The organism is Coriobacterium glomerans PW2 (assembly GCF_000195315.1).
Classification (GTDB): domain Bacteria; phylum Actinomycetota; class Coriobacteriia; order Coriobacteriales; family Coriobacteriaceae; genus Coriobacterium; species Coriobacterium glomerans.
Window position 1 is genome coordinate 445,810 of sequence record NC_015389.1, and the last position, 21,304, is coordinate 467,113.

Genomic DNA, 21,304 nt, shown 5'->3' on the forward strand with positions numbered 1-21,304 from the left:
CTTCCAACTATACTTCTTGTAGACGACAGATTGTCGAGCAGTCGCAGACGCGAAGAAGAGCGCTACGGAAAGCGGTGGATGTGCCATACATCGACGTTCATGACATCACGAAGGTCTACGGGACCGGATCGGGTGCGGTCCGCGCGCTCGATGGCGCGTCCTTTCATGTGGAGCGCGGGGAGCTCGCGATCATCTTGGGTGCGTCCGGAGCCGGAAAGACCACGGCGCTGAACATCCTCGGCGGCATGGATTCTGCAAGCTCGGGCAAGGTTGAGGTTGATGGCCGCGATATCTCTCGCGCCCGAGAGGCTGAGCTTGTCGAGTACCGCCGATCCGACGTGGGATTCGTGTTTCAGTTCTACAACCTCGTGCCGAGTCTGACCGCCCTCGAGAACGTCGAGCTCGCGTCTCAGATCTGTCCTGACAGTCTTGACGCTCGCAAGGCGCTGAGCGACGTCGGCCTGGGGGACCGCATGGGGAACTTTCCCGCTCAGCTTTCCGGCGGCGAACAGCAGCGCGTTGCCATCGCCCGCGCTCTGGCGAAGAACCCGAAGCTTCTGCTGTGCGACGAGCCGACCGGTGCGCTCGATGATCAGACCGGAAGGCAGGTCCTCTCCCTGCTGCAGACAAGCTGCCGTCGTGACGGAATCACGGTGCTGCTCGTCACCCACAACTCCGTCCTCGCCCCGCTGGGCGATCGGCTCATCCGCTTCAAGAGCGGTCGCGTCGCATCGATGGAGACGCGCGCCCATCCGGTGCCCGTCGCCGATATCGAGTGGTAGCGCAACGTGGCCGCCTCACGCGACAGCAGATCAAGACTGTGCGGGCACGTTCCGCATGCCCTCGCGACGGATATCCGACGCACGCTCACAGGCAGCCCGAAGCGCCTCATCTCGCTGTTCGTCATCACCGCGCTCGGCGCGACCATGCTCGTGGGGCTGCGTGCGGCATGCGACGACCTCCTCGCCTCGGCTGACTCCTTCTTCGATGCGCAGGATCTCTATGATGTGTCCGTTCAGTCGACTCTGGGGCTCACGGACGCCGATATCGAGGCGCTGGGCTCTGTCGAGGGAGTGAGCGCGGCCGAAGGGGGCTACACCGAGCAGGCCTACACCGAGGTTTCCGGTGCAGCCGAGCGCGTCGATATCAAGGCGCTCTCCGCGCAGGGGATGAACAGACCTCGCGTGCTGTGCGGTGAGCTGCCGAACACGCCGGATGAGATCGCTGTCACCCAGAAATATGCCGATGCCGCGGGCGTCGGCATCGGTGACGTCGCGACATTCGATTCGGGTGCCCGAGACGCTCGACCCAGCGACTCTTCCGACCGATCGAGTGCGCCCGTCTCGTCGGGCGAAAAAACAGGAGAGGTCTTCGAGCGGCGAGCGTATCGCATCACAGCTGTGGTGCTCGACCCCGCCGATGTGAACGCCGGGGGCGAAACGATGGCCTTCCGCGCCGCCGAGGGCGCTCGATACACGTTTTTCATGTCCCGCGCCGCCGTGCGTGATCCGAACGTCTACACCGTCGCCTACCTTTCGGTTCTCGGGGCACGGGATGTGCCGTGCTACTCGGATGCGTACGACTCGCTCATCGATCGCGTGAAGCGGCGCGCCGAGGATATCCGGCCCCAGCGCGAGCAGGCGCGAAGCGAGGAGCTGAGAGCACTGATGCCCGCGCAGCTCGATGGCTCGACACCCGATGGAGTTCATGGAGCCGCCTGGTACATCCAAGATCGCACGGCGCTCGCGGGCTATGCGAGCGTCGACGCCGATGCGGGATCCATACGCGCGATCGCCACCGTCTTTCCGGTTATCTTCTTTGTCGTGGCGGTGCTCATCAGCCTGACGAGCGTCACGCGTCTGGTGGAGGAGCAGCGCGGCCTCATCGGTCTGTACAAGGCACTCGGGTACGGCAGATGGGCCATCGTATCCAAGTATATGATCTATGCGCTGTCGGCGAGTCTTGTCGGCGGAGTCATCGGCGATCTCATCGGCTTCGTCGCTCTTCCTGAGATCATGTTCACGATCTTTTCAAGCATGTACGCGCTGCCCGGATATGATCTGGGATTCAACGCACTCGATGCCGTGCTGGGGATCGCTCTGTTCGCTGCGGGCACAACCGGTGCCGCGTTGATCGTCTGTGATCACGAGCTGCGGGAAAACCCCTCTCAGCTCATGCGGCCCCGTGCGCCTCGCGCCGGCCGGCGCGTCATGTTGGAGCGCGTCGCACCTCTGTGGCGCAGGTTGAGCTTTCTCAACAAGGTGGCCGTTCGAAATCTGGTGCGCTACAAGCGCCGGTTCTTCATGACGGTTCTGGGCATCGCCGCCTGCATGGCGCTCATGGTCTGCGGACTGGGGATTCGCGATACGGTGGCCTCGCTCAAGTCGAGACAGTACGGTCCCTCCGCGATCTCGCGCTACGATCTCATGGCGATCAGCGCCGACGCGGACTACGATCGGGCGCGCGAGCTGCTTGGCTCATCAAAGGGAGTTCGCGACATGATCGGTGCGCGCATCGACTCTTTGAGCGTCTCTGCACGCGATGCCAGCGAGAGCGCACAGCTCGTGGTCGTTCCCGATGGAGAGGATCTGGCAAGCTACATCAGACTGTCCGACATGGACGGCTGCGCCCAGAACCTGCCCGATGACGGTATCGGGGTGCTCATCACGAAGAACGCTCAGCAGGTGCTCGGATTTCACATCGGGGACAAGGTGGAGCTTCGAGACACCGCCCTGCGGCGAGCCGAGGTGCGCGTCGATGGCATCACCCTCAACTATCTGGGGAACTACGTGTTCATGAGCGAGGGGACCTACAAGCGGGCCTTTGGCTTCGACTGCGCGCCGAATGCGTTTCTCGCGCATCTGATTGGTCCATCGAGCGCTCAGATCGCGTTGGCGCGCGACCTTGGGCGCAACAGCGCGTTTCGGTCGGTCATGAGCACAGCTGAGGCGACCACCGATTTCTCCGAGAGCTTCAAGATCATCGACCTCGTCGTCGTGGTGGTGGGCACCATGGCCGGCGCTCTTGCGTTCGCCGTGGTGTTCACGCTCACGAATACGAATATATCGGAGCGGGAGCGAGAGCTGGCGACTATCAAGGTGCTGGGATTTCGGCGCGGAGAGGTCAGGCGCTACATCAACAAGGAGACGATCATCATGACGCTCGCTGGCATAGCGCTCGGCTGCCCGTTCGGGTTCGCGATCACGCGTCTGCTCACGGTCGCGTTGAAGATGCCCTCTCTGTATTTCGATACCGTGGTGGCACCGCAGAGCTATCTGATCGCCGGTGCCGTTTCGCTTGCCTTCTCACTGATCGTGAGCGCTATGGCGATGCGCTCCCTGGATCGCGTGGACATGGTGGGCGCGCTCAAAAGCGCCGAATGAATCGTCGATGCCGCTTTTGAGCTGCGCATCCCTGGGCCCTCTGCAGGCTCCGACCCGCACGCGCCTCCGCAGCGCTGGCCGTATCGCCTCGCTCGCCGCACGCTCGCTTCGTTCGCGATCCGGGCGCCGTCGATGCCTTTACACGACGGCGTCTCTGAGGTATCCGTAGCCGCGCGCATCCATGTCAGCCAGGGGGATGAACTCGAGTGCGGCTCCGTTGATGCAGTAGCGCAACCCACCCCGGTCGCGTGGTCCGTCATCGAATACGTGTCCCAGATGGGAGTCACCCACATCGCTTCTGACCTCGGTGCGGGCCATGCCGGGGATGCTGCTATCACGGTGCTCGGTCAAGACGCTCGTCGCGATGGGCTGCGAGAACGAGGGCCAGCCGCACCCTGCATCGAACTTGTCCCTCGAGGAGAACAGCGGCTCCCCCGTGACCCGATCGACATAGATCCCCGGATCGAAGACATGCTCGAGCGGACTGGAAAACGGTGGTTCGGTATCGGCGTTCTGCGTCACGCGAAAAGCGGTTTCATCCAATTCGCTTGCGATAGCGTCTGGCTGCGGACGCGTGTAGCCGCCCGCGACGATCTGGAAATCTCGGCGATGATCCTCGACGAATCTGCGCGCACCATCGAGATCGACATGGCAATACCCGCCGGGATGCTTGTCAAGATAATCCTGATGATAGTCCTCGGCGGGCCAGAAGCTGCCCAAGCGCGACGCCTGCACGGCGACGCGAGCCCCCGTGCGCGAGGATAGCTGCTCGCCGAGTTCGGACAGCGCGGCGCGAACCGTTTTCTCGTCATCGGGCCTCGTCCAGAAGATCGCCGTTCGGTACTGGCTTCCGGCATCTGCACCCTGTCGATCGACGCTGGTGGGGTCGATGGTGGTGAAGTACGCCCTGAGCAGAAGGCTCAAGCTGATGACACGGCGATCGTATATGACGCGCACGGTCTCTGCACAGCCCGTCGCGCCCCCGCATACCTGCTCATATGTTGGGCGCTCGATGCTGGTCGATCCGCTCGCGTAGCCGACCTCGCACTCGACAACCCCCGGGAGGCGCTTCATAAAGGCCTGCGTGCCCCAAAAGCAGCCTCCGGCCAGATAGATCTCGCTCAGTGTCTCTGATTCATCTTCTTGCATGCGTCACACCTCCGCGTAGTCAATCGTATCACGAAGAAACTTGCCCCTTCTCAACTCCGCGAACGCCTGATCGAGCTCGCTTTGCGTGTTCATCACGATGGGCCCGCCCCAGGCGACGTGCTCTTTGAGCGGAAGCGAGCTTATGAAGAGCAACTGCGCCGGCATCGCCTGCGTTGCGGCGACCGTCGCGAAATGCCCCCCGGACAGCTTCACCGCCGTCCTCTCGGCGACGCTCGTGCCGCAGATGATGGCGTCGCCCTCGAGTGCCAGAACGGCGACGGAGCGCTCCGAGTCCACCGGGATGGCGAGCCGAGCTCCGGGCTCCAGAGAAATATGGTACAAATCGAGCGGCAGGTGCGCTCCCCGGTGGCCGCGAGCGTTCAGATAGGTGCCGGCGAGCAGCCTGACCGAGCCTCCGGTGAACGGCAGCGTCTTCATGTCGCGCGTATGGATACAGCGAAACTCGGGCCGTGCCATCTTTTCTTGCTGCGGCAGGTTGAGCCAGATCTGGATGCCGAGGTGGCGTTCGGTGCTCGGGATGCGCTCCTCATGCATGATGCCCGACCCCGCGCACATCCATGCGAGATCGCCATCGCCCATCTCGGTCTTCAGTCCCAGGCTGTCGCGATGGAGAAGTCTGCCGCGCATCACGTAGCTGATGCACTCGATTCCGCGATGCGGATGCAGGGGGAACCCGGCTGTGTACTCTTCCGAGTCGGTGCTGTCAAACAGATCGAGCACCAAAATGGGGTCGAAGAGCTGAACGGTATGAAATCCGAGATAGCGGTTGAGAAGGACGCCTGCACCATCGATGGTCGGCGTACCTGTGACTTCTCTCATTACCTGTCGCTCCATCGCCGTCTCTCCCATCGGGCGTGATCTCAGTCGCTCAACATTGTTCCCTGCCCTCGAAATTCTAACGGGAGGTGAAATAATTACGACTTAACCTTTCGCTTCAAGTGATAAAAGGAAAACGAGGAGTCTAATTGATTAAATTGTAGCAAAATAAGAAAAGCAATAGGGGATGATTAAAAATGATAGGTTAATCAGATTCAACATCTTTCCGTGTGAACAAGAGCACCACCGTGTCGGACTTCGTCGCTTCGCGGCAAGGGTCGCCTTGAAGCTCCTGGTTGATCAGACGATGTCAGCCGGATCCCCGCGCGGTCTTTCGGCGCATCGGGGGAAACCGGTGCTCAAAGCGATCGGCTCTCTCTATTCGTCACCGAAGCTGACACCGAGAAGCTTCGCCTCGCGTACGAGATCGCTCTTCGTGTCGACGTACTTGAGCCTGCCTGCCACCTCATCGAGCGATGCATGACACATAGATCCATCCCGCTGCGCTATCATGATACCGAACTTGCCGTTGAGATAGGCTCTCGCCGCCTCGACGCCGCACTGGGTCGCGAAGATGCGATCCTGAGCGTCGGGGACCCCCCCCGCGTTGCGTATGGCCCGGGATCGCCACGCGCGTCTCCCGTCCCGTCGTCTTCTCGATCTCGGCTGCGATGTCGTAGACGATCGAAGGGGATGTGCGCTCCTGCAGCCGACGCCGATACTCCTTTCGGGACATGCCTGCCTCCTGCTTGGAGATCGCGCCCTCCGCCACGACGATGATCGTGAATCGCGCGCCCAGGCTCATCCGCCTCTCGATGGTGCTGACTATGTTTTTCATCTCATAGGGGATCTCGGGGATCAGGATCGCATCCGCCCCGCCGGCGATGCCCGCGTACAGGGGAATCCAACCCACTTTGTGGCCCATGATCTCGATGACGAAGACGCGTCCATGCGAGCTGGCCGTCGTGTGGATGTCATCGATGCAGCGCGTCGCCACCTCGACCGCGCTCGTGAAACCGAAGGTGAGATCGGTACCCCAGGTGTCGTTGTCGATCGTCTTCGGAAGCGCGATGATGTTCAGACCTTCCTTCGAGAGGCGGTTCGCGGTCTTGGTCGATCCGTTTCCTCCGAGCATGAACAGACAGTCCAGTTTGAGCTGGTTGTAAGTTTTCTTCATGGCGGGAACTTTTTGGACGCCGTCTTGGCCGGGTATGTCAAGCAGTTTGAACGGTGTGCGACTCGTGCCCAGAATCGTTCCTCCGCGGGTGAGGATGCCGCTGAAGTCCATGGGCTCCATCGTTCGGTATCGGCCGTAGATGAGCCCTTGGTACCCGTCTTCGAATCCGAAGATCTCGACGGGGTCGCTGCAGCTGTTCATCAGCGTCTTGACGATGCCGCGCATCGTCGCGTTGAGAGCTTGGCAATCTCCGCCGCTTGTGAGCAAGCCGATCTTTGGCATGTGCAATCCTTTCGAGGGAAGAGTCTTCGAAGAGTATACCTCAGGATTCGTCTTCTCGGGTGCGCTAGCGGCTCACAACGTTGCGGATCGGCTCGCCGTGCTCGAGACGACATATGTTTTCCGCTGCGATGTCGACGACGCCATCCATGACGAGCGGGAGGTGAAATCCGCCGGCGACGTGAGGTGTGATCAAGATGTTGGGGGCGTTCCAGAGCCGATGGTCGGATGGCAGTGGCTCCGGATCGGTCACATCGAGCGCGGCGCCGCCGAGATGGGCGGACTCCAGCGCGCGGATGAGGTCGTCGTTCGCGACCAGATCGCCCCTGCCCGCGTTCGCGAACAGCGCGCCCGGTTTCATGGCTGCGAAGAAGGTCGCATCTGCGAGCCGTCGCGTCGCCTTCGAACTCGGGAGAAACGATGCGACGACATCGGCGGAACCGAGCTGCGCGAACAGCGCGTCCTGTGTGAACACGGACTCGAAGCCATCGGGCGTCTCCGCTGCGGTATGTCGCCGGATGCCCGTGGCGCGGCCGCCGAGGGCGCGCACGAGTCGGGCGAAGTGCGAACCGATATCGCCGGTGCCGAGCACCAGTGCGCGCGCCCCGCGCATCGTTGCGACCGGGCCCTCGTCGACCCATTCATGCATGCGTTGATCGTCACGGTATTGCGGCAGTCGCTTCATCTGAGAAAGCACCATGGCGAGCGCGTGCTCCGATACCGCCTGTCCATAGGCGCCGACGGCGGTGGCGATCAACGTATCTTCACGCAGCTGCGACGTCTCGATGTAGCGGTCGTATCCGGCGGAGCCGAGCTGGAGCAGCCTGAGGCACCGGGCATCGCTCAGCCGTTCCGGCTCGATGTTTCCGATGATGATTTCCGCAGTTGATAGGTCATTATTTGCAAGTGAATCTTCCCGCGCGTAGACAAAGCGCGCGTCCGGCGCGGCGGCTTCCAGTCGTGCCCGCTGCTCTGAATCAAGTGAAATCAGTACCAACACGTTCATGAGCGCTCCCTCTCATCGGTGGTCGCCCTCGCCGAGCGCGAGCCGTACCTCCATTGTGACATAGATACCCAACTGTTCCGATAAGGCTACAAGGGGTGGGCGCGCCTTTCGCCACATAGCTGTCCGTGTCCGCCGGCACGGGAAAAGAGGCCGTTCATATAGAAAAACAGAACATATGTTCGTACACGGACAGGGACGTGCTATGATGGGCCAGTCAATAGAACTCAAGGGGGGTCGTATGCTTGATGCAAAATCCGGTACCGTGCTGTTCCGAAGTGGACCGGACGAGGAATATCTGGTCATCGAATGCTGCGATCTCGAAGACGGTCGGATACGGATCGAGCAGAGGAGCTCAGGGGAGCTCACGCGGTGGTGCTTCGATGGGTCGCCGCATACCATCGAGATCATGATCAAGGCGAAAGGAGTGCGGCGGCTCTGCGATTACTTTGACGTCAGCTCCTCCAGGCAGGTCGTCTCGCAACTGGCAGCGACCTATGCGAGCTGCGCATGCATCGAGAAGATCTGCAGTCTGCTGGATTGGCTGAGCGTCGGCTATGTGATGAGCGAGCAGCCGCCCAGCAGATGAGCGCGTCGCCGCGCAAAGATGGGAGGCCCCTGGCTGGTCGCGGCGTCAAGGAGACCGATGCCCGAGCGCCGGAGGCCGAGATACTTTTTCAGAAATCTGCTTGACTGATCTGGCTCGAGATGCCATGATATCCCTTGCACGCGGCGTTACCTCAGCTGGATAGAGGGTCTGACTACGAATCAGAACGTCATAGGTTCGAATCCTATACGCCGCACCATAGATCAAGATGAGGTGCCCACGGGCACCTTTTTTGTCAGGGGGCGGAGGCGAGAGTTCGCGCGGCTCTGAGCCGGAGGTTTCACGAGAGCATCAGAAGCCCGTGTCTCTGCAGAGCGATCCCGAAAGAACGCGCTGCCCAGCTTCTGAAAAACCTTTTCACCCCTATTTCACCGCTGTAGACATCCTATCAACTTACCGGCATGAAAGAAGGTCAGAGACGATATAGTCTCTGACCTGGTGATTCAATGGAGCCAGCAATCGGACTCGAACCGATGACCCCCGCTTTACGAGAGCGGTGCTCTACCAACTGAGCTATGCTGGCGATCCTGCGTGCGGACCGTTCGTTGCAAGCGGTACGCGCTCCGACGGTCGATAATGATACGGCCTCAGCGCTGTTCGCGCAAGACGCGCGCATGGAAATGCAAAACTTTCAGAGCGCTGGTCGCTGGTTGCAGCAACGCGCGCGCTCGCTGACGATTTCGGATCAATCTCATCCGGTGAGGTCGGCTGCGCGCGGAGTCGATAGACGCGCAGCATGATCAACATGCCGCCATGGGAAAGACGCGATCGATGTCTCTCCACATTCTGGATGAGGTGCCCTATCGCAAAATTTTTCCATGTCAAGACAGGTATTCGCGCCGGTGGGCACGCCAACGGCGTACCGCGCGGCAATCTGTGCCGATCCCAAGACGTCGACTGCAGAAATGAAGAGAGGGTTTGTGAAGCACTGCAGCTAGCGTAAAGTGATACGGATGATGACCGGTGTCGAGAGGGCGCGGACCGCAAGACGGATGCGCTCGATGGCACAGACGGGCGGTGCGCCCGCCTGTGCGCGAAGGATTCGGGTGATGGCGATTCACGAGAACAGATATGAGGCAAGAGGGGTCCCGGGTCCGCGCGAGCGAGGTTTCTCGCGATATCACCGGGGAGGCGAGGCTCGGGATCGGGTTTCGGGCAGAGAGCATGGGTGGATTGGCACGCCCCGGACGCGATCAGCTTCTGACTACTCAGGTGCCCGCTCGATTTCGGAGCGCTATGAGCGCAGCCGGGCGGAGGCGGATCGCACGGGCCGTCGCGGCGGCTCGCGCGACCGCGATGCGCACAGGAGACACCGGGAGGGCGGACTCTCTTCCCGGTCTGCTGGGAGAGGCCGCTCGACGCGGTCCGGTGGCACAGCGAGATCGCGCGCCGCCCTATCATATGGATCGTCCCGCCCGCAAGGGCGCTCGCCCGCGCCATCTTCTCGCCGGGGGGAAGATCGAGCGCGCGCGACGCGCAGCAGGAAGCCGTTGCTGGTCGCAGTCCTGCTGTGCGCGCTGGCATTCATCATCCTCCGCTTCGCCTTGCCGGCTCACGCCTTCGGGGGCGTGACCGATCTGCTCGGAATCACGCGAAGCGGCTCGATCGCCGTAGAGCCGATGTCGCAGCTGCCCGAGCTCCCCAATGGCTGCGAGATCACCTCGCTGGCCGTCTGCCTGCGCGACCGAGGATTCAATGTGGACAACACAAAGCTCGCCGAAACCTACCTGCGCCGTGTTCCCATCACGGTGAAGGGCACTACCCGCTACGGCCCCGACCCAGAGGACGCCTACGCCGGGGATCCGCGCAGCAAGCGAGACGCCTACTACTGCTTCACCAAGCCCATAACCCAAGCTGCCAACGCCTATCTGCGCGATCAGGGTTCGGATCTGAGTGCGCACGACATGAGCGGCTGCAGCCTCGATGATATAGAGCGTCGGATCGACGAGGGCGTGCCCGTCATGGTCTGGACGACGCTGGATGCTTCGACGCCTCCGACTCACAGCTCGGTATCCTGGACCATATCGTCGAGCGGCAGTGCGTATTACCCGTATGTCAACCTGCACTGCATGGTCGTGGCAGGCTACGACGAAGGGCGCCGCACCCTGACGATGTGCAATCCGCTCGATGCCTCCGAGCCCATCGATTACGATATCGACGACTTCACCCCGACGTTCGAGGCGCTCGGCAGCCGCGCCGTCGCGATCTGGTAGGATGCGACCCGCAGCCCTTCTCCTTCCGCAGGCGCCCGACGGGGGGGCGTCGCGCGCTTGTGATACCATGTGCCCGCAAAGGCCATAGGGCCGGACGCGAGACGCCGTCCGGGCGCGTCCGCTCGCGGGCGCGTCGCGCTCCGGTCGAAAGATGGCACCGCCAGAGAGTGGTTCGCATGCAGACGGACAGATCATATCAACACGTAGGGCGCGCCATTCTCAACGCCCGGGCCTCGGAGTTCCAAACCTTTCTCAGGCGACGTGATGGCTGACGCGGCCGCGGCGGTGAATGGGCCGGAACCGTCGCTCTCACGGCGCATACGGTGCTCTCCGCAGATGGTGTGGCTCATCCTGCTTTTGGGTGCCCCGATTCAGATCGGCCTCGCGTTGGGTGCCCCCCGTCTCGACGTTCTGACTCGCTTCGTCGCGGCGGGTTCGCTTGCAGGCATCGCGGCGGCTGTGGCCCTGCTCCATGATGCAGCCGCGCCGCGCTCTGTCTTGGCTCCGCTACGAGATCGGAAGCTGCGCTGCGCGCTGTGCAGGGCAGCCTGTCTGCTCGTCGCCGGTATTGAGAGCGTGTCGATCGTCGCGATCCTCGCTGGCGCGACGGGGCAGATGTGGCTCGCCGAACCGTCTATTGCAATCGCGAACGGGCTGAGCGGCATACTGCCGTGGGCGAGCGCGGCGGCAAGCGCGCTGTGCGCGTGCACGGTGCTGCTTGCTTGCGCTGCGGATCTCGTTGCGCCAGAGTGCGGCTCGGCGATCTCGGGCGATGAGGGTCACCGCGGCCGAGCTGCGCCGCTGCGGGCTGTGCCGTATGCGTTCGCGCTCATCGGCGCTATGATGCGCATCGCATGGACGCTTTCCGCCGACCTTTTGGTGCCGTCTGACTTCGCGGCGCTGCTCGGTTTGATCGCGGTCGAGTTGTGTGCCGCGGCGCTGCTGCTCATGGATATTCGCCTTGTCTGCGTGCGCGTGATCGGTGCTGCGGCATCGGACGTCTTCTGCATTGCGCTCGGCGCGCACGCTGCGGGATCGCTGCTGGGCTCCCTGCTGCTCCGCTCGGTGCTCCACCTGCATGCCGTGCCCGCCGGCATCGCGATGGGAGCGGCGGCAACCATGTTCGCCATGTTGCTCGGCTTGTATGCGCTGATGCATCGCGCTGCACGTCGGCCCCCGGTCGAGACGCCGCCGGATGATGGCGTCCAAGACGAGGGGGATGCGCGGATCGCCCGCATCCGGCGCATGCTATCCGAGCGAGGGCTGGCGCTTCGCGAATCCGAGGTCGCCGCGTTCACCGCCGCCGGACAGAACTCCGAGCAGGTCGGCGTCCGTCTCGGCATCAAGGCGTCGAGCGTCCGCGCGACGCTGCATCGCGTCTATCGAAAGCTCGACGTGCACGGAGCGAAGGATCTGCGGGCGCTCTGCGCCGCGTTCCCGTCCGCGCCGGCAGCCGCCGAGGGCGCCCCGGCGCGCGGGCCGGCGCCGGCGTCACCCTCAGCTCAGGCGCGACCCGCCGCGACCGCCGACGGCCGGGTCGCGTCGTTGGTGCTCGCGATACGTCAGCTGAGCGGTTGCGTGCTGCTGTTGCTGCTGTTCACGCCGCTCTCGCAGCGATATGCCCTCTGGGGGTTCGGGAGAATGACGGTGCTGGGCTGCGCGACGGGCGGGACGCTGTTCGGTCTCCGGCAGCTGCATCGGCGCTGGTGCGTTCGCTCAGGTGCCTCGGCGCCCGAGGGCGGTGTGCTCCACCGTTCATTGAAGCGCATGCCGCAGCCGATGCGCTCAATACTGATCGGCGCAGTTGTCACGCTTGCGTGCACGGCTGCCGGCGCGGCGAGCCTCATGCGCTGGTATTCGTCTTCGCTCAAACCGAGCACCTGGTCGGCGTTCGAATTCGCATCCTATCTGCTGTGCACCATCGCGCTGCTCTCGTGGTGCCGCTGCCGCACCGACGCTTCCACGCAGCGCGCCGCATCTGCGCGCTCGGCCGCGGCCGCGGTGCCGCTCTCGCTGCTCGCCCTCCATCTCACCTCCGACGACCTAGTCTATCTCGGGACGATCGCACTCGCAGCGATCCTGCTGGCAGCGACGTCGATGGCGATGCGGGCGGGCGGTGCCGAAGAGGGCCGGGCCGATGTCGCGTCCGCAGCGTTCTCATTCGCGGCGGCCGCGTCATGTCTGATCACCTTCGCCGCAGGGGTGGCCTGGGAGGAGCTCTGGCGCTCGCTGGCCATGTATTCGGGAGCCCTGTCCGTTCTTCCCTTCACGGCGCTGCTGTTCGGCGGCGCTCTCTGGCTTCGGATGCAGGACGCCGACTCCAGGGACTTCAGGGAGCTGTGCCCGACGCTGCTCGCGTTCGCTCTGTTCACAGGCGTGTATGCGCTGCTTTTCGGGTACGGCTGGCTGCGCGACGTTCTCATCCTGCTTGCCACGGCCGGATCGCTCTGCGTCATCATCGGACGGGCGCGGCTGCAGAGCGCTTCGGATCCGCGCGCGCCGGCATGGATGGCGCTGTCGGCTGCCGGCGGGGTGCTCGGGAGCTATCTGATCATGAATCGCGTCAGCCGCATCACGCCGGACATCTTCAACGGCGCGCCGCTCGCCCCGGAGCAGCTGAGCGCGATGGCGCTGGTCACGCTTGCCTTCTCGGTGTTCTTCCTCGGCGCGGGGCTCGCGGCCCTGGGGCTGTGTCGCAGCATCGTCGGCTCGGAGCGCGCCGCGGCGCTGGTCGCTTCCAGCAAGCTTGATGAGGCGGAGCTTCGGCACCGACTTCGGGCGTGCTTCGTCTCCCGCGGGGCGAACGACACGCAGGCGCTCGTCTTGGCCGAGATCGCCTGCGGGCGTCAGGCCGCCGAGATCTGCGATCGGCTGCATGTCTCGCTCGGAACCGTCAACACGGCGAGAAGCGCCGGCTACCGTCTGCTCGGCGTCCACGACCGGCTGGGGCTGCATTCGCTGGTCTCCCAGCTCATCACCGCGTAAACGCTCAATCTATCAAGTTCATAAGCGTTGTTTACAGACAGCAGGGCATCTTCTGTGCCATGGTGCGATGCGTGCTGAAACGCATCGGTACAACCAACGGAGGGGAGCATCCATGGCATTGGCGCGCAGAGAGGCGCGGTTCATCAAGTTCATCATCGCGACTGCGGTTGTCATCGCGATAGTCGCAGCCGGCTGGCTCGGCTATCGCCATCTTCAGGACCAGAAGACTGAGCGCGAGAAGCAGGCGTTCAACACCGTATACGATCCTGGGCAGACCGCCGAGCTGGATGCTGCCAAAGATGAATCCTGCGTGCTCCCGAGCTCGAAGGAACCATATGCCGCCGGGCTCGGGTTCGTCTGGACGGGAACGCTGGAGGTGGCCGTGGAAAATGCGGAGATCTACGACAGCTTCAAGGCGAGTGGGCTTGCAGCCAGCCATGCCGGCGATTCGTTTCGCAGCGACAAACAGCATCCGTTTCTCGTGTGCAAGGTGCATATCAAGAACAAAAATGCCGTCCCGCAAGACGAATCGTCACGGACAAAGCAGAAATGCTTCAACATATCGTTTTTGAACCTCATGCCTGCAGGCGAGGTGGCGTATTTCGATGGAACGATGGAAGGAGCCTCCGAACAGGAGCGTTGGGACTTCAAGCTCGCACCCGGCGCCGAGCAGACCTACACGGTCGGTTTCGCGCTTGAAGGATCTCGCTCGATCCAGCTCAAAGATATACGGCTCACAGCGGCCATCAGCCCCGACGCCTATGGAAAGTACAGCTTCACATTGAACATAACCGATCATCGGACGAAGGAGCGCGCATGAGATCGCTCATCGTCATGGAGCTCGACAAGGCGCTGCGCAACCGCTGGTTCATCGTCGCCGTCTCCATCGGGGTCATCTTGGGCGCTGCCGCCGCGATCGAGTGCGCGGCGAAGATCGCCATATGGGATGCCGCAAAGCTGGAATTCGGCTACGGCATCGGTCTGGACTCTCCGAACGCGCTGTTTCTCACGAGCAGGGGCAGCTACGGCAACTGGGTGCTCGTCAACGCGAGCGATGCGCTGTCCGGCCTCATCTACGTCTACCTGCTCCCGCTGCTCGCGCTCGTGCCCTTCGCCTGGTCCTACGCCTCCGAGCTGCATGCCGGCTACCTTATCCAGGTGTGCACCCGCGCCGATCGGCGATCCTATCTCGCGGCGAAGGGTGCCGCGGTGTTCGTCTCGGCCGCGCTGGTGGCGCTGATACCGCTGGCGGTCAACTTCATCGTGCTGTCCTGCCTGCTGCCTGGCTATGTTCCCACCTATCTCGACAATCAATACGTCGGGCTGTTCGACAACAACCTGCTCTCGGGGCTGTTCTACCGTGCCCCGATGCTGTTCGTCGTCTGCCGCAGCCTCATCGACGCGCTGGTGTGCGGCGTGTGGGCGACGCTCGTCTACGCGATCTCGCTGCGGGTCGCGAACCGCGTCGCCATCATGGTCGTCCCCTACCTGGTCGTGCTGGCCTCCCGGTACGCGAACTCCTGGGTGTTCGGATGGTTCCATACGATCGGTCCGGAGATCAACATCATCGCCGCGCTGAAGGATGCGTCGAACGCCCCGCTCGATCCGCTTTGGTTCTCCGCGTGCTTGGTGGCCATGGCGGCGGTTGCGGCGGGGCTGCTTGCGGCCGAGACCAGACGGGACCTGCTATGAGCATCATCCGTCTGTACTGGTTCGACCTGCGTGTGTCCCGGCGGATGGTTCTCGCGTCGCTTGCCGCCGTGCTGGTCTTGGCCGGCCTCATCATGGCGAACGCGGCGCTCATGGCGTCGTTCTACGAGCAGCGCGCCGCGGCTTTCTCGTGGGGGGACTTCATCGCGAGCTGCTTTTCAGGCGCGCAGTCCTATGAGGTCACCCAGGGCTCTCAGTTCAAGCCCCCCGTGGGCTGGCTGCTGATATGCCTGCTGCTCGCCTACGCGACCCTGCTCTTTCCGTACCGCGATCTCATGGGCGCGGGTCGCGCGGCGCTCGTGGCCGGCGGCGGAAGGATCTCATGGTGGGTCGCCATGTGCCTGTGGGTGATCACCGTGGTGTGCCTGTGCTGGGTGGCTGTCGCCGCGGCCGCTGCGGTGGCGACGCTCATCTGCGGAGGCCCGCTCACGCTCGAGATCCACCGCTCGATGCTGCTCGTCTGCGAGGTCAGCGCCGATCACATCTTCGCCGATGCGGTCGATGGGACCCCGTTTCTGCTGGTCGCCCTGCTGATGAGTGCGGCGCTCGGCATAGCCCAGCTGGCGGCCTCGCTCGTGTTGCGCCCCACCTTCGCGTTCGCCGCCGCAGTGGCGCTGCTGCTCGCCTCGGCGTTTCTCACGAGCCCGCTGCTCGTGGGCAGCTTCCTCATGGCCGATCGCTGGGGCGGCATGGTCAGTTCCGGGCTCGGTTCCGATGCCGGCGCGCTCGTCGGATGCGCTCTGCTCTTTGCCGGGGCCCTCGCGGGGGGTTTGTTGTTCAGGCGCTTCGATGTGCTCGATAAGGAGATGAATGTCTGATGCTGGAGATGAGTTGCGTATCGAAGACCATCAAGGGGGTCGAGGTCGTCCGCGATGTCAGCCTGAGCGCGGCTCCGGGCCGCGTGGTCGGCCTGTCGGGCGTGAACGGCTCGGGCAAGACGATGCTCATGCGCATGGCGTGCGGCCTGATCCGCCCGAGTGCGGGAGAGGTCGCCGTGGACGGCAAACGGCTCTGGCGCGACATCGCGTTCCCGCCCTCGGTGGGGCTGCTCATCGAGGGGCCGGCGTTTCTCGACAACCGCTCCGGGACGGCCAACCTCGAGCTGCTGGCCTCCATCAGGCGCTCCGTCGACGCGGCGGGGGTGCGCGCGGCCATCGCGCGCGTGGGGCTCGACCCTCAGGATCGCCGGCGCTACCGCAAGTACTCGCTCGGCATGAAGCAGCGGCTGGGCATCGCCGCCGCCATCATGGAGGCGCCCGACCTGCTGGTGCTCGACGAGCCGACCAACGCGCTGGACGTCGCCGGCGTCGAGATGCTCAAGCGCATCGTCGCGCAGGAGCGCTCACGCGGCGCCTGCGTGCTCGTCTCCTGCCATGACGCAGGCGTGCTGCGCGAGATGTCCGACGAGGTCATCTACCTGGCGGAGGGCGCCGTCGAGCGCCGCGAGACGATCGCGGTGCGATCGTGAGCGCCCCCGCGCGCCGAGGCGCGCTTCGCATCGTCGCCATGCTCGCCTGCGCGGTCGCCGTGGCGCTGATCGCCGGGCGCATCTGGTGGGTCAACGAGCAGGCGATCAAGATTCCGGTCGAGCACGTCGCGCAGGGCAGCTGGCTCGCACTCGACGGCGCCTTCGCCGGAAGCGATGAGGAACAGACGAAGGGCTACGAGTTCAGAGTCGAGAAGACCGAGGTCGTGACCCCTGATGAGTATCTGAGCCGCTACGGAAAAGACGGCGTCGCCTCGACCGAGGACGGCGCGCGGCGCTCCGTTCTGGCCGTGACGCTCACCATGCGCAACACCTCGACCGAGGGCGGCGGCATCATGTCGTTTCTCTGGGAGGTCATCCCGGAATCGAAGAACACGGATTACTCGGTCGACGAGGACCTGTGGGCGCATGTCGCCAAGATGGACCCCAGCATGTTCAGCGTGCCACCCGGCAAGACGCTCAAAACGGTCGTGCCGTTCGTCGGATTCTCGAATCCGCCGTATTTCGGATCGGACGAGGCATCCTTTCGGCCGCCGATCGAGGGGAGCTCGTTTGAGCTCGTGATGTCGAACCTGCCGGTCCGCAAGATTCTCGACCTGCGCGTGGACGCCTCATGATCGCGGCGGCGCGCCCGCGCGGCGGCGACGGGGGGCGCTGAGATGGGTGTCATGGATTCCTACGCGCTGCGCTCCATGCGGCGCGCCCGGGCGCGCACGATCGTGTGCGCAGCCGGCATCGCCTTGTCCTGCGCGCTCATCATCGCGATCCTCACCACGGCGCTCTCCTTGGATCAGGCCCTGTGCCAGGCGGCCGAGCGAACCCAGGGATCCTGGCAGGTCGAGTTTCGCGATCTTGACGCCAAGCAGGTCGAGCGCGTCAGGAGCGACCCGCGCACCGAGCGAGTTGTGCTCGTGCGCGAGTACGGCACCGCCGTGCTGCCGCAGGCCGGCCGCTACGAACGGGGAGCGCACCTGGGGCTCGCGTCGGTGCCGGGGGCGCAGGAGGCGGCCGGCCTCATCGCGTTGCCCGAGATGGACCAGGGTCGGCTGCCGGAGGGCCCAGGTGAGATTGCACTGCCCGCAGAGCTCGCCGGCGAGAGGCTCTCAGGGGACGCCCAAAGCGAGGTCACCTCGGACGGGAGGCTCGCGCTCGGCGGCGCGCTGAGCGTGCCTCTGGGGCGCCGTGTCACCGACGAGGCCGCCGGCGGCGTCCGCGCTCTCGGCTTCAGCGAGCAGGCCCCCGAGGGGGAGGACGGCGCGCCCGTCGAGCGGCTCGCAGACGTGAAGCGCTTGGACTTTACGATTGTGGGCTTCTACCGGACAAGCCCGAACTGGATGCTCGGAGATGCCGGCTCCCTCGCGCTGACCGGCTGCGGCGCTATCGACGAGCCGGTCGGAACCTGCGTGTACGCCACCTCGACGGGATTCTCCTCGCGCGCCGCCGTCGAGTCCTACGCGGGCATGTTCGCTCGGCACGGCGCCGGCGCCGGTGTGATGCACGAGGAGCTTCTGAGCCTTCGCGGCCTCGGCGCCCCCGGCCCCCTCATGACCTCGATCGCCGCGATCGCCGCCGTGCTGGCCGTGGTGGTCGTGGTCGCCTCGGTCTCGCTCGTGCGGACCGGCTTCTCCGTCTCGGTGTCCGAGCGCACCCGGGAGCTGGGGCTGCTCTGCTCGCTGGGAGCGACGCCCCGTCAGATCCGACGCGTGGTCCGCGTCGAGGCGGCCCTGCTCGCAGCGGCGGCAGTGCCCGCCGGGGTGCTTGTCGGCCTGGGTGCGACGTGGGCGCTCTTTCGGACCGTCGGCGCCGATCTCGCCTCGATGCTGGACGATCAGGGCGCTGGGCTCGCGGTCGCGGTGTCGCCCTGGGCGATCGGGATCGCGGCGCTGATCTCGCTGGTCGTTATCGCCGCGAGCGCGCTCAGGCCGGCCCGCAGCGCCGCGCGCATCTCGGCCATGGAGGCGCTGCGCTCGACGCGCGACGTCCGGCTCAGCGGCGCGGAGCGCAGACGGGCCGCGCGTCGGGCAACTCGTCGCGGCCGACGGCGGACGGTCGCATCGCGCTCGGGCTCGGTCGCCGATCGGATGCGCCTCCGGCTTGTCGGCGTGGCCGGCGTGATCGCGCACCGCAACCTCACCCGATCCGGCCGAGCCGCCCGCATCGTGGCCGTCTCGCTGGCGGTCTCGGTCGCACTGCTCATCTCCTGCGGGTCGCTCGCGACCTACGCGGGCCTGGGTGCGTCGATCACCGCTGAGACCTTCGACGGGGATCTCGTCGTGAGTCTCACGCAGACAAAGGAGCAGCCCGGCGACCTCGATTCGAGACTGGCGTGCGCCGAGCGGCTGAACCGGGCGCTCGGCGCGATCGACGGCGTGACCCCCATCGGGTACGGGACACAGCTCAGCCTTGTGTGCCGGACTCCCCCCGGCATACTGCGCCACATCGAGCGGCAACAGGGCGAAGAGATCTTCGAGGCCGCCGACGGCTCGGCCTGCCCGGCGGTCGACGTCATGTTCCTCGATGACGCGTCGTGGGCCGACTACGTGCGCGAGCTCGGCCTGCCCGAAGCGGACTTCGTTTATCCCTCCCATCTGCGGGCGATCGCATTCAACCTCATTCTGGCGGCGAGGGACGCGGAGAACTACACCCGGTTGAAGCCCTTCGAGCGCACCGGGACCGTGACGCTGTTCACGCGGTTCTGCCACGACGACGGCTGGGGCTTCACCAGAGCGGTGCGCGCCGGCGCCGACGGCGAGCCGTGCGCGGTCTACGAGTCCGACAGCGGAGGCGAGCAGCGTCTGGTGCCGCTGGGGCGGGCCGCCTGCGCCACGGTCGACGTCGAGATCGCCGCGCTCGCGCAGACGCCGCCGGCGAGCCGCTCAAGTCTGCTGCGCTCGACGACGCCGACGCTGCTGCTGCCGCTGGGCAGTCTGCGGGTGATGGCGGCGGCGAGCTATCCCGGAGGCGGGGACGTCGCCGACGCGACCTATCTCGGCGATCCCCTTCTCATCGGCTCGGGTGGCGCAAGCGATTTCGAGACGCAGCTCTCGTTTCTCGCGCGCGACAGCGGGGCGGCGGCCAGCGCGATGCGCCGGATCGTCAGCGAGAGCTTCACCGGCGTACCCGGCAGAGTCGTGTCGATCTACGACAACGCCGATGACGCTCACAGGGAGCGGATCGCCTCGACGGCCATCCGGGTGTTCGCGTCGGCGTTTTGCGCCGCCGTCGGCCTGGTCGCCGTCGCGAACGTGTTCAACACGATGTCGACCTCGATCGCCATGCGCCGGCGCGAGTTCGCCGTCCTGAGGTCGGTCGGCATGAGCGGCCGGCAGTTTCGCCGCATGATCGCGCTTGAGTGTGCGAGCTGCGCCGTCCGCGGCTTGGCGGGCGGGCTGGCTGTGGGCTGTGCGGCGAACTACGCCCTGTACCGCGCGCTCTCCCTGTCGGTGAGCGGGATCGAGCTGCAGCTGCCCGCCGGCTGGCTGGCCGCGGCGGCCGCGACCGTCGTCGGCGCGCTGGCGATCTCGGTCGCATACGGGCTCGGGCGGTCCCGCGCCGCCAGCGTGATCGACGCCGTGCGCGGCGGCGTCGGGTGAGCACGCTGGCCGCGGCCGGCGCCGGGCTGACGTCTCGGCCGCTCATCCGACGCGGTCTTACGCGCGCGTGACGGATCTGTCACGCACTCGTCACCTTCGCGCAAGCAATCCGTGCGACCATAGATGGCGGACATCATACAGAGGGACCGACCGCGCTGAGCGACTCCAGCCCGGCCGGTCCCGCCGACGGGAGGGAGACCCCCATGGCACTGCTCTCAGTCGAGCACCTCTCCAAGATCTACGGCTCAGGCGCGACCGCCGTGCGCGCCCTGGACGACATCAGCCTCGAGATCGAGGCGGGCGACTTCGTCGCCATCATCGGCTCGTCGGGCTCGGGCAAGTCCACCCTTTTGCACCTCATGGGCGGCGTCGACCGACCGAGCTCGGGCACAGTGCGCCTCGAGGGCAGCGACGTCTACGCGCGCTCAGACGAGCAGCTCGCGGTGTTCCGCCGCCGGGAGGTGGGTCTGGTCTACCAGTTCTACAACCTCATCCCGGTGCTCGACGTCGTCGAGAACATGACGCTGCCGGTGCGCATGGACGGCCGCGAGCCGGACGCCGCGCGGCTCGAGGAGCTCATCTCGGCTCTGGGGCTCTCCGGCAAGCAGGGCTGCCTGCCCAATCAGCTCTCGGGGGGCCAGCAGCAGCGCGTCGCCATCGGCCGCGCCCTCATGGCCGCGCCGGCGATCGTGCTGGCCGACGAGCCGACCGGCAACGTCGACTCGAGGAACTCGGCCGCCATCATGCAGATCCTGCGCGCGTCGAACCGCGATCTCGGGCAGACGCTCGTGGTCATCACCCACGACGAGGACATCGCCTTGATGGCCGACCGGGTCCTCGCCATCGAGGACGGCCGGATCGTCCGCGACGAGAGGCGCTGAG

At 65.0% G+C, this 21,304-nt stretch carries 16 protein-coding genes and 2 tRNA genes; 13 read left to right on the forward strand and 5 right to left on the reverse strand.

Annotated elements, in window-relative coordinates; genetic code table 11:
- The first annotated feature begins 80 nt into the window (after positions 1-80).
- Both CORGL_RS01970 and CORGL_RS01975 read left to right on the forward strand, forming a co-directional pair.
- Positions 81-782: an ABC transporter ATP-binding protein gene (locus CORGL_RS01970; protein ID WP_041738934.1), complete on the forward strand. Its 702-nt coding sequence runs from the start codon at positions 81-83 to the stop codon at positions 780-782.
- A 6-nt stretch (positions 783-788) separates the two neighbouring features.
- Positions 789-3,383: an ABC transporter permease gene (locus CORGL_RS01975; protein ID WP_013708248.1), complete on the forward strand. Its 2,595-nt coding sequence runs from the start codon at positions 789-791 to the stop codon at positions 3,381-3,383.
- Between the two features lie 138 nt (positions 3,384-3,521).
- Here the strand turns inward: CORGL_RS01975 and msrB are convergent, their stop codons facing one another.
- The 4 genes from msrB to CORGL_RS01995 all read right to left on the reverse strand — a co-directional run bounded on the left by msrB (position 3,522) and on the right by CORGL_RS01995 (position 7,831).
- Complete coding sequence (gene msrB / locus CORGL_RS01980; protein ID WP_013708249.1) at positions 3,522-4,532, reverse strand: peptide-methionine (R)-S-oxide reductase MsrB; 1,011 nt, start codon at positions 4,530-4,532, stop codon at positions 3,522-3,524.
- Positions 4,533-4,535: 3 nt separating this feature from the next.
- Positions 4,536-5,372, reverse strand: coding sequence for a pirin family protein (locus CORGL_RS01985; RefSeq protein ID WP_245526934.1), 837 nt, complete (start codon positions 5,370-5,372; stop codon positions 4,536-4,538).
- Between the two features lie 463 nt (positions 5,373-5,835).
- Positions 5,836-6,828: a 6-phosphofructokinase gene (locus tag CORGL_RS01990; protein WP_245526935.1), complete on the reverse strand. Its 993-nt coding sequence runs from the start codon at positions 6,826-6,828 to the stop codon at positions 5,836-5,838.
- A 64-nt stretch (positions 6,829-6,892) separates the two neighbouring features.
- Positions 6,893-7,831, reverse strand: coding sequence for a D-2-hydroxyacid dehydrogenase (locus tag CORGL_RS01995; RefSeq protein ID WP_013708251.1), 939 nt, complete (start codon positions 7,829-7,831; stop codon positions 6,893-6,895).
- 238 nt (positions 7,832-8,069) lie between these two features.
- Between CORGL_RS01995 and CORGL_RS02000 the strand changes: the two genes are divergently transcribed.
- On the forward strand, positions 8,070-8,417 hold the full coding sequence (locus tag CORGL_RS02000; RefSeq protein ID WP_013708252.1) for a hypothetical protein: 348 nt from the start codon (positions 8,070-8,072) through the stop codon (positions 8,415-8,417).
- Between the two features lie 140 nt (positions 8,418-8,557).
- Positions 8,558-8,634: transfer RNA gene (locus CORGL_RS02005), tRNA-Arg, on the forward strand.
- 248 nt (positions 8,635-8,882) lie between these two features.
- On the opposite strand, the gene CORGL_RS02010 is transcribed toward CORGL_RS02005, so the two are convergent.
- Positions 8,883-8,958 (reverse strand) — tRNA-Thr (locus CORGL_RS02010).
- A 967-nt stretch (positions 8,959-9,925) separates the two neighbouring features.
- Between CORGL_RS02010 and CORGL_RS09920 the strand changes: the two genes are divergently transcribed.
- The 9 genes from CORGL_RS09920 (at position 9,926) to CORGL_RS02060 (ending at position 21,303) form a co-directional block, all read left to right on the forward strand.
- On the forward strand, positions 9,926-10,648 hold the full coding sequence (locus CORGL_RS09920) for a C39 family peptidase (RefSeq protein ID WP_013708254.1): 723 nt from the start codon (positions 9,926-9,928) through the stop codon (positions 10,646-10,648).
- A 336-nt stretch (positions 10,649-10,984) separates the two neighbouring features.
- Positions 10,985-13,633: a helix-turn-helix transcriptional regulator gene (locus CORGL_RS02025; RefSeq protein ID WP_172633514.1), complete on the forward strand. Its 2,649-nt coding sequence runs from the start codon at positions 10,985-10,987 to the stop codon at positions 13,631-13,633.
- A gap of 112 nt (positions 13,634-13,745) precedes the next feature.
- Entirely contained in the window at positions 13,746-14,453 is a 708-nt protein-coding gene (locus tag CORGL_RS02030; RefSeq protein ID WP_013708256.1) for a hypothetical protein, read from the forward strand.
- On the forward strand, positions 14,450-15,325 hold the full coding sequence (locus tag CORGL_RS02035) for a hypothetical protein (RefSeq protein ID WP_013708257.1): 876 nt from the start codon (positions 14,450-14,452) through the stop codon (positions 15,323-15,325). Before CORGL_RS02030 ends, CORGL_RS02035 begins: the two co-directional genes overlap by 4 nt.
- Positions 15,322-16,161, forward strand: coding sequence for a hypothetical protein (locus CORGL_RS02040; RefSeq protein ID WP_013708258.1), 840 nt, complete (start codon positions 15,322-15,324; stop codon positions 16,159-16,161). Before CORGL_RS02035 ends, CORGL_RS02040 begins: the two co-directional genes overlap by 4 nt.
- Entirely contained in the window at positions 16,161-16,811 is a 651-nt protein-coding gene (locus CORGL_RS02045) for an ATP-binding cassette domain-containing protein (RefSeq protein WP_013708259.1), read from the forward strand. Before CORGL_RS02040 ends, CORGL_RS02045 begins: the two co-directional genes overlap by 1 nt.
- Positions 16,808-17,446, forward strand: coding sequence for a DUF5028 domain-containing protein (locus CORGL_RS02050; RefSeq protein WP_013708260.1), 639 nt, complete (start codon positions 16,808-16,810; stop codon positions 17,444-17,446). The genes CORGL_RS02045 and CORGL_RS02050 overlap by 4 nt, the downstream gene beginning before the upstream one ends.
- Before the next feature lie 42 nt (positions 17,447-17,488).
- Positions 17,489-20,422: an ABC transporter permease gene (locus tag CORGL_RS02055; RefSeq protein WP_013708261.1), complete on the forward strand. Its 2,934-nt coding sequence runs from the start codon at positions 17,489-17,491 to the stop codon at positions 20,420-20,422.
- A 203-nt stretch (positions 20,423-20,625) separates the two neighbouring features.
- The gene (locus tag CORGL_RS02060) at positions 20,626-21,303 is read left to right on the forward strand and encodes an ABC transporter ATP-binding protein (protein ID WP_013708262.1); all 678 of its coding nucleotides are present in this window, start codon (positions 20,626-20,628) and stop codon (positions 21,301-21,303) included.
- Position 21,304 lies beyond the last annotated feature (1 nt).

Coding starts and splice junctions, on each gene's coding strand:
- msrB (WP_013708249.1), bottom strand. CDS start 4,532: ATGCAAGAAGATGAATCAGAGACACTGAGCGAGATCTATCTGGCCGGA.
- CORGL_RS01985 (WP_245526934.1), bottom strand. CDS start 5,372: ATGAGAGAAGTCACAGGTACGCCGACCATCGATGGTGCAGGCGTCCTT.
- CORGL_RS01990 (WP_245526935.1), bottom strand. CDS start 6,828: ATGCCAAAGATCGGCTTGCTCACAAGCGGCGGAGATTGCCAAGCTCTC.
- CORGL_RS01995 (WP_013708251.1), bottom strand. CDS start 7,831: ATGAACGTGTTGGTACTGATTTCACTTGATTCAGAGCAGCGGGCACGA.
- CORGL_RS02000 (WP_013708252.1), top strand. CDS start 8,070: ATGCTTGATGCAAAATCCGGTACCGTGCTGTTCCGAAGTGGACCGGAC.
- CORGL_RS02025 (WP_172633514.1), top strand. CDS start 10,985: ATGGTGTGGCTCATCCTGCTTTTGGGTGCCCCGATTCAGATCGGCCTC.
- CORGL_RS02030 (WP_013708256.1), top strand. CDS start 13,746: ATGGCATTGGCGCGCAGAGAGGCGCGGTTCATCAAGTTCATCATCGCG.
- CORGL_RS02035 (WP_013708257.1), top strand. CDS start 14,450: ATGAGATCGCTCATCGTCATGGAGCTCGACAAGGCGCTGCGCAACCGC.
- CORGL_RS02040 (WP_013708258.1), top strand. CDS start 15,322: ATGAGCATCATCCGTCTGTACTGGTTCGACCTGCGTGTGTCCCGGCGG.
- CORGL_RS02045 (WP_013708259.1), top strand. CDS start 16,161: ATGCTGGAGATGAGTTGCGTATCGAAGACCATCAAGGGGGTCGAGGTC.
- CORGL_RS02055 (WP_013708261.1), top strand. CDS start 17,489: ATGGGTGTCATGGATTCCTACGCGCTGCGCTCCATGCGGCGCGCCCGG.
- CORGL_RS02060 (WP_013708262.1), top strand. CDS start 20,626: ATGGCACTGCTCTCAGTCGAGCACCTCTCCAAGATCTACGGCTCAGGC.